Annotated in this window: 6 protein-coding genes; 4 read left to right on the forward strand and 2 right to left on the reverse strand. The window is 69.1% G+C overall.

Annotation, left to right across the window (positions count from 1 at the left end):
- The first annotated feature begins 14 nt into the window (after nt 1-14).
- The 4 genes from AC3WLN_RS18150 to AC3WLN_RS18165 all read left to right on the forward strand — a co-directional run bounded on the left by AC3WLN_RS18150 (nt 15) and on the right by AC3WLN_RS18165 (nt 6,003).
- Entirely contained in the window at nt 15-932 is a 918-nt protein-coding gene (locus AC3WLN_RS18150) for a glycosyltransferase family 2 protein (RefSeq protein ID WP_492483581.1), read from the forward strand.
- The gene (locus AC3WLN_RS18155) at nt 929-1,993 is read left to right on the forward strand and encodes a glycosyltransferase (protein ID WP_492483583.1); all 1,065 of its coding nucleotides are present in this window, start codon (nt 929-931) and stop codon (nt 1,991-1,993) included. Before AC3WLN_RS18150 ends, AC3WLN_RS18155 begins: the two co-directional genes overlap by 4 nt.
- A 361-nt stretch (nt 1,994-2,354) precedes the next feature.
- Nucleotides 2,355-5,498 (forward strand): polysaccharide deacetylase family protein, encoded by a 3,144-nt coding sequence (locus AC3WLN_RS18160; RefSeq protein ID WP_492483585.1) that lies wholly within the window; start codon nt 2,355-2,357, stop codon nt 5,496-5,498.
- 220 nt (nt 5,499-5,718) lie between these two features.
- Nucleotides 5,719-6,003 (forward strand): hypothetical protein, encoded by a 285-nt coding sequence (locus AC3WLN_RS18165; protein WP_492483586.1) that lies wholly within the window; start codon nt 5,719-5,721, stop codon nt 6,001-6,003.
- 24 nt (nt 6,004-6,027) lie between these two features.
- On the opposite strand, the gene AC3WLN_RS18170 is transcribed toward AC3WLN_RS18165, so the two are convergent.
- Nucleotides 6,028-7,020 carry a catalase family peroxidase gene (locus AC3WLN_RS18170; RefSeq protein ID WP_492483587.1) on the reverse strand — a complete coding sequence of 331 codons (993 nt, stop codon included), beginning with the start codon at nt 7,018-7,020 and terminating at the stop codon, nt 6,028-6,030.
- 201 nt (nt 7,021-7,221) lie between these two features.
- A complete protein-coding gene (locus AC3WLN_RS18175) occupies nt 7,222-7,620 on the reverse strand; it encodes an MAPEG family protein (RefSeq protein WP_492483589.1) in 399 nt (132 codons plus the stop codon).
- Nucleotides 7,621-7,637 lie beyond the last annotated feature (17 nt).

The following is a 7,637-nucleotide window of genomic DNA, read 5'->3' on the forward strand; positions in this document are numbered from 1 at the left end:
AGCCAGACCGCCCCATGCCCACCGTTTCCGTCGTGACCCTGGCCAAGGGACGCCCGGCGCACCTGCGCAACGTGCTCCTGGGCCTGGAGCGCCAGAGCCAAGCGCCCGCCGAGTTCATCGTGGCGGTGATGCAGGACGCGCCCTACGACCTGCCCGAGGTCGCCTTCCCGGTCCGCCAGATCCTGGTGCCGGGGAGCGAGCTGCCGCTGGCCGCGGCCCGCAACCGGGGCGTCGCGGCCGCCGGCGGCGACGCCCTGGTCTTCCTCGACGTCGACTGCATTCCGGCCCCCGACCTCGTGGCCGACTACGCGCGCGGCCTCGACGAGCTCGACGGCCTGCTGATGGGCGAGGTCCTCCACCTGCCCGAGCGCGCCACGGCGGGGGCCTGGACCTGCGACGCCTTCGCGGCGGTCGCCGAGCGCCATTCCGACCGCCGGGGGCCGCCGGCCGCCGGCCTGGAGATCTGCCCGGATTACCGCTGCTTCTGGTCCCTGAACTTCGCCATCCGGCGCGCCACCTTCTTAAGCTGCGGCGGCTTCGACGAGCGCTACACCGGCTACGGCGGGGAGGACACGGATTTCGGCAAGATCCTCGACCAGGCGGGCATCCCCATCGCCTGGATGAAGGGCGGGCTGGCCTACCACCAGTACCACCCCCATCACATGCCGCCGGTTCATCACCTCGACAGCGTCGTGCGCAACGCCGAGCTGTTCGAGGCCAAGTGGGGCTACCGCACGATGGGGCACTGGCTCTACGCCTTCAAGGTGATGGGGCTGATCGACGACGCCCCCGACCGGCCGATCCGCATCCTGCGCCGCCCCGATGCGGACGACTTCGCGCTGACCGGGCAGCAGAGCCACCAGCCCTACAGCAACGCCGCCTCCGTGATCCGCTTCCTCGAAGCGCAAGGCTCCGCGACGGCGACCGCGTGAGAATCGCGCTCCTCGCCCATCTGCGCCATCCCGTGGCGCGCCCCTTCGCGGGCGGGATGGAGGCCCACGCCTGGGTCCTGGCGGAGGGGTTGACGGCGCGGGGACACGAGGTGGTGCTGTTCGCCGCCGGGGACAGCGACCCGCGCTTTTCCATCGACCCGGTGATCCCGGTCCACCACGAGCGCAGCTTCCCGGGCCTCGAGCACCGGGGCGATGCCGGGCTCAAGGCGCACGTGGATGCCGGCTATGCCGCCGCCTGCGACCGGATCGCGGCCGGCGGCTTCGACGTGCTGCACAACAATGCGTTGAGCCGCCTGCCCCTGGAGCGCCGGCGTCTCGCGGGCGTGCCCACCGTCACGTCGCTGCACGTGCCGCCCTACGACGCCCTGCGCTGGTTCGTGCAGGACAGCCTCGTGCCGGGCCATCGGATCACCGTGACCTCGGAGGCCCAGCGCAGGACCTGGTGGCCCGAGGGTGCTCCGCCGCAGGTGTCGGTGCTGCACAACGCCGTCGATCCCGCGACCTGGCCCTTTCGGGAACGCGGGGACGGCGGTGCCGCCTGGTCCGGGCGGATCGCGCCCTTCAAGGGCACGCATCTCGCCGTCGCGGCGGCCCGGCGCGCCGGCATCCCCCTGACCCTGTTCGGTCCGATCGAGGACCGCGCCTACTGGGATGCGCGGATCGCCCCGCGGCTCGGTGGACCGATCCGCTACGGCGGCCATCTCTCCGGCGAGGCCCTGGCGGGCGAGATCGGCCGCGCCTCCGTCTTCCTGTTCACGCCCTGCTGGGACGAGCCCTTCGGCCTCGTGGCCATCGAGGCCATGGCCTGCGGCGTGCCGGTGGCGGGCATCGCCATGGGGGCGGCCGCGGAGGTCGTCGGCGAGGCCGGACATCTCGCGCCCCCGGACGACGTGCCGGCGCTGGCCCGGGCGATCGGCGACGCCCTCGCCATTCCCCGGACGGTCCCGCACGCGCGGGTCCTGCGCCTGTTCGGCCGCGATCTCTGGCTGACGCGCTGCGAGGCCCTCTATGCCGAGGCGCGCCAGGCCGCCCGCGCCTGAGATCGCCCGCAGGTGCCGGCTCTCCGCACCGGCGCGACCGGCGCCGCAGCGCGTGCGCCTGGCGGCGCCCCCTTCGCGAACGTGCCGACGACCACCGGTCCCGATCCCAGTCCGGGCGGGATACTGCTTCGGCTTGGCGGAACAGAACCCGTAGGGATCAAGATCTAATCCCATTTGCTGATTTATGGACGAGGATCAAACCGGTACATAGGGTGTGAAACCGATGATTTGCATCGATGAATATTTGAATAGTCAGGTGGCGTTGCCATTGGAGACATCGGGCCCAGCCTTCTGAAGGGGCGCTGGCCCGGGTCGTCGCTCATGCGCTGCGATCTGATACGAACGGGGAGGCCGGCCTATCATGTACGCTATCGATGGAAACCTGACCGACTGGTCGTCCGCCAGCCGCCTCAATCCCGCAGGAACCACGACGGCGGGATACAGCCTCTACGGCGACCTGTCCGGCGGAACCCTGACCTTCGCCATCCAGGCGCCCATCGGAACCTCCATCGGCACCTACACGACGATCTGGCTGGACACCGACAAGAACACCGCGACCGGGTACGGCATCTGGGGCCTGTACAAGGGCTACGACTACAACATCAACATCGCGGCCGACGGCAAGCCCTACCTCTACACCGGCGCGGACGGACAGACCCTCGTCTCGGCGACGCCGCTGACCTACGCCTACAATGCCGACCACACCGTCCTGGAACTCAGCCTGTCGGCGGCGCAGATCGGGGGGACCAAGGGCCTGAACGTCCTCGCCGACGTGAACAACAGCGTCTTCCTCCCCGGGGATTACGGCGCGGGACCCTACACCCTCACCGACCCGGCTTCGTTGCCCGCCCGGACCTATACGGGCCACAAGGTCGGGATCGTCTATTCGGAGTCGACGGCCGCGAACTACTTCAGCCCGATGGCCTATTCGCAGCTGTTCATGGCCGCGCAGAACCAGGCCACGGCGGCCGGCGTGCCCTACGACCTCCTGTCCGAGGCGGATCTCACGGACCTGACGAAGCTCGCGAATTACGACGCGCTGATCTTTCCGTCCTTCCGGAACGTCGCGGCCGCCAAGGTCGGTGCGATCACCGATACGCTGACGACCCTGGAGAAGGCCTACCACGTCGGCATCATCACCGCCGGCGACTTCATGACCAACGACGAGAAGAACCAGCCGCTCTCCGGCGATTCCTACGCACGGATGAAGGCGCTGCTGGATGTCAGCCGGGTCGACGGCGTCAACGGCGCGAACGTCGACGTCACGGCGGCCGCGACGACGAACCCGGTCATGAACGGCTATACCGCCGGCCAGTCGATCCACCAGTACACCAACGTGAGCACGTCCTACTTCACCAGCACGGACGGGTTGGGCACGACCCTGGCCAACCAGACGGTGAACGGGCAGTCGCACATCGCCGTGATGGCGACGCAGACGGGCGGCCGGAACGTCCACTTCGCGACGGACGGCATGCTGGCGGACAACAACATGCTCGGCCATGCCCTGGACTGGACGATGCAGCCGGCGACGGGACCGGATGTCAGCCTGCACATGAGCCGCGACAAGGCCATCGTCGCCGCCCGGGTGGACATGGATCAGGCCATGTATACCGACGATGTCCGGCCGGACTCGGGGCCGGGCATCTACGACAGGCTCCTGCCGATCCTCACGCAGTGGAAACAGGCCTACAATTTCGTCGGGTCCTACTACATCGATATCGGCAACGATCCGGCCAACGGCGAGACCACCGACTGGACCTATTCGAAGAAGTACTACAACCAGATGCTGGCCATGGGGAACGAGATCGGCTCGCATTCGCTCACCCATCCCGAAAACACGAATCTCCTCACGGCGGCGCAGTTCCAGTCCGAGTTCCAGCAGTCCCGCGCCATCATCGAGCAGCAGCTCGGGCTCACGAACATCGGTGCCGCCATTCCGGGTGCGTCCGAAACCCTCGCGACCGCCCGGCAGATCGCCCAGTACTACCCCTACATCTCGGGCGGAGCGTCCCTGATCGGCGCCGGCTATCCCGGGGCGATCGGCTACCTCAGTCCCGCGGCCGCGGACATGAAGTCGGTCTACATCGCGCCCGACACCTCCTTCGACTTCACCCTCGTGGGCTACCAGCATCTGACGGCAGCCCAGGCCACGGCGGCCTGGGCCAAGGAATGGGGCACGCTGACCGCGCATTCCGACCTGCCGATCGTCGTCTGGCCCTGGCACGATTACGGCCCGACGGACTGGCTGACCGATACGACCGACGCCGGCTACACCCAGCAGATGTTCACCGACTTCATCGCGCGGGCGGCCCAGGCGGGCTCGGAATTCGTGACCTTGGCCGATCTCGCCCAGCGCTCCGCGACCTTCGAGAAGTCGGATGTGGGCTACAGCTTCGATGCGGCCTCGAACGTCCTCACCGCGACGGCGACGACCGCGGCCGGCGATCTCGGCAAGTTCGCCCTCGATGTCGGCACCGGTCACACCATCAAGAACGTCGCCGGCTGGTACGCCTATGACAGCAACAGCGTCTTCGTGCCGAAGGCGGGCGGCACCTTCAAGATCGCCCTCGACGGAACGCCGGACGACGTCACCCACCTGACGAACCTGGCCGACCGGTCCGACCTCCTCACCGTGACCGGCGACGGCAGCAACCTTGCCTACTCGGTGGTGGGCGAGGGGCACGACCTCATCCAGCTGAAGTCCCATCCCGGGCAACTCGTCCAGATCACCGGCGCGGACGGGGCGTCCCTGTCGGGCAACACCCTCGATCTCACCCTGAACGGCCTCGGGCAGCACAACGTCTCCGTCGTCCTCTCGGCGGCGCCGGTCGGAACGTCCGGGAGCGACACGATCATCGGGACCGACGGCGGCGACGTGCTGAACGGGGGCGCCGGGGCCGACACCCTGCAGGGCCTCGGCGGAAACGACACCTACATCGTCGACAACGTGGCGGACAAAGCCGTCGAGGCCGCCAATGCGGGCATCGACACGGTGCAGAGCTCGGTCACCTACACGTTGCCGACGAATGTCGAGAACCTCGTCCTGACCGGCACGACGGCGATCAACGGAACGGGCAACGCCCTGGCGAACGTCCTCAAGGGGAACAGCGCCGCCAACACCCTCTCGGGCGGCGATGGCAATGACACGCTGGAAGGCATGTGGGGCAACGACGTCCTGACCGGCGGCCTCGGCGCCGACACCTTCATCTTCAACGCCTTCGGCCGTGGCGTCGACCGGATGACGGACTTCAACTCCGCGCAGGGCGACAAGCTCGCGGTCCACGCCTCCGATTACGGACTCGCCATCGGTGCCCTCGCGAGCGATTGGTTCGAATCGAGTCTGGCCGGGGTCGCGACGAAGGCCCACGCGGAGTTCGTGTTCAGTACGAGCTCGCATACCCTGGGCTGGGACGCCGACGGCAGCGGAAGCGCCGCCGCCATCCAGGTGGCGACGTTCTCGAACAACGCGCTCCTCAAGTACCAGGACTTCACGATCATCGCCTGATGCCGGGAGAAGCAGGGCGCGTCGGGTCTGGGCTGGGCACCCGTTCGGGGGCCCCCGATCCCGTCCGGGTCTCCGGGGAAGCCCGAGCGCCGCGCCCGCGGACCCGGCTGCGATGCGGCGTCGATGGAGTTTACTCGGTCTGGCAGCGGAACAGCCCGGGGCGAACGAGGCTTCTCAGGCAGGTCGGGACAATCCGGCGGACGACGGAGATCGCGTGAGCATGCCCATTCGTACCCCCCACCTGGCCCTCCTCGCAGGCGCCATGCTTCTCAGCCTGACCGGATTGGCCGCCGCCGAGGGCACCGGCAAGGCCGGCGACACCGGCGGGACGGCCCGGTCCGGTTCGGAGACCCGGGGCGGGTCGGGACCCACGAGCGTCGGGGCAGGGGGGCTCAGCGGCTCGGGAGCCACTGAGGATGGCAGCCGCCGCTCCGGCCCGGGATCGGACACGGCGCCCGCGCGGACCGGGTCACCCGCCGCGCCGGCCGCCGGGACCACGCGCTGAGCGGGCGCCCGGCGGTGCAGGGCCCTACTGGCTGCGGCGCCCGAACGAGACCGCGTAGGCCTGGACCCGCGCGTCGATCAGGGGGTCGTCGGAGACTTCGACGCCGTCCGTGAGGGCGTTGGGCATGAACAGCAGCGCCTTCTCGGCCTCGGCGCTGTCGGGGACGACCTTGGAGACCGTCAGGACTCCCAGGTCGACGAAGGTGCGGTCGTCGGGCCAGGGCTTGGTGGCGTCGTTGGTCGGGTCGCCCGCCGCGGCGAGCTGCGCCTGGACGGTGAAGCGGGCCGGCTCCTTGGCGATCCGGGGCCCGATCTCCGCCATCAGGTAGTCCGGCGCGCGCTTGGCGGCCTCCTCGGGCGAGAGGATGTCCTCCCCCTGGACCGGCACGAACCGGAACCGGAACGGCTGGCGCTTGCCGTCCTTGTCGACGAAGACGAAGGCGTTCACCCCGTTATAGGTCTGCCGCGCCAGGCTCGACGGGGTCTTGGCCGTGGCACCGGCCGTGGCCGCCGCCGGATGGGTCTGGGTGAAGCGCTCCAGCGCGGTCGGGTGGGCCGCATCGGGACCGCTGTCGGCGACCGCCTGCAGCAGGTCGCGGAAGGCCTCGCCGGTGGCGACGGGGAAATACTTGAGCGCGTTCAGGACGACGTCCATGTCCGAGCCGTCGGCGAGCTTGAACTTGAGCGACATCCCGTGCGGGTTGGCGTTCTTCGAACCATCCGGAATCGTCGGCACGCCGGTGGCGTCCGAGAAGCGGATCGTCACCGGAACGGCCGGCCCCTGGAACAGGGACGCCTTGCTGATCCGCGCCGCATCGGGCGAGGGCGTGAAGCTGCCCTCGGCGACGACGCCCTTGGCATGGTTCGCGCGCTTGCCGGGATGGGTTCCGAAAAGCTTGTTCATGACGTTGATGGTCTGCTCGGCAGTCGTCGCCTCCTCGGCTCGGGCCGGTGCGACACTCGCGACAGCAAAGGCTGCGCTGAATGCGAGGACGTATGGGATGCTCTTCGAACGCATGACGATCCTTGAGGCGGCGTCGACGCTGGATGCACCGACCGGCTGACTTCGGAATCGTTCTTAATCGTGAAAGGTAGCGGTACACAACGTGAAGGTTGCTTCTGCCGCTATCCACCGATGAACCTGGTCGAGGCGCTTCGGCACCGGAGAGCGACCGGCGCTTCGGCGGGGGGCGCACCGGGACCCGGGTCGCCCCGAGCCTCAGCCGACCCGAAGCAGGAGGGCGACGGCCGCGACGGCGATGACCGCGAAGGTCGCCAGGATTCCACCCCCACGGCAGGCGAACTGCCGGGGCGAGTTCTTGGGCGCGAATATTCCGAACGGGTGCAGCACGCGGGCGACCAGCAGCACGATCAGGAGGCTGCGGACCAGCGTCGCACCGCCGCCTGCGGCTTCCAGCAGGGCGACGAGGAGGAGGGCCAGGGGCACGTATTCCCCGAAATTGCCCTGCGCGCGGATGCGCTTTTCCAGGGTCTGGTTCCCGCCATCCCCGTGCAGGACGTCCGCCGACAGGCGGCCGGCGACCACCCAGGACGAGAGCCCGACATAGAGGAGCGCGAACACGGCCGCGTAGAAGGCCGTCAGGGCGGGATAGGTCACGGGGATCGCTCCGGTGG

The organism is Methylobacterium sp. FW306-05-D, from assembly GCF_058782155.1.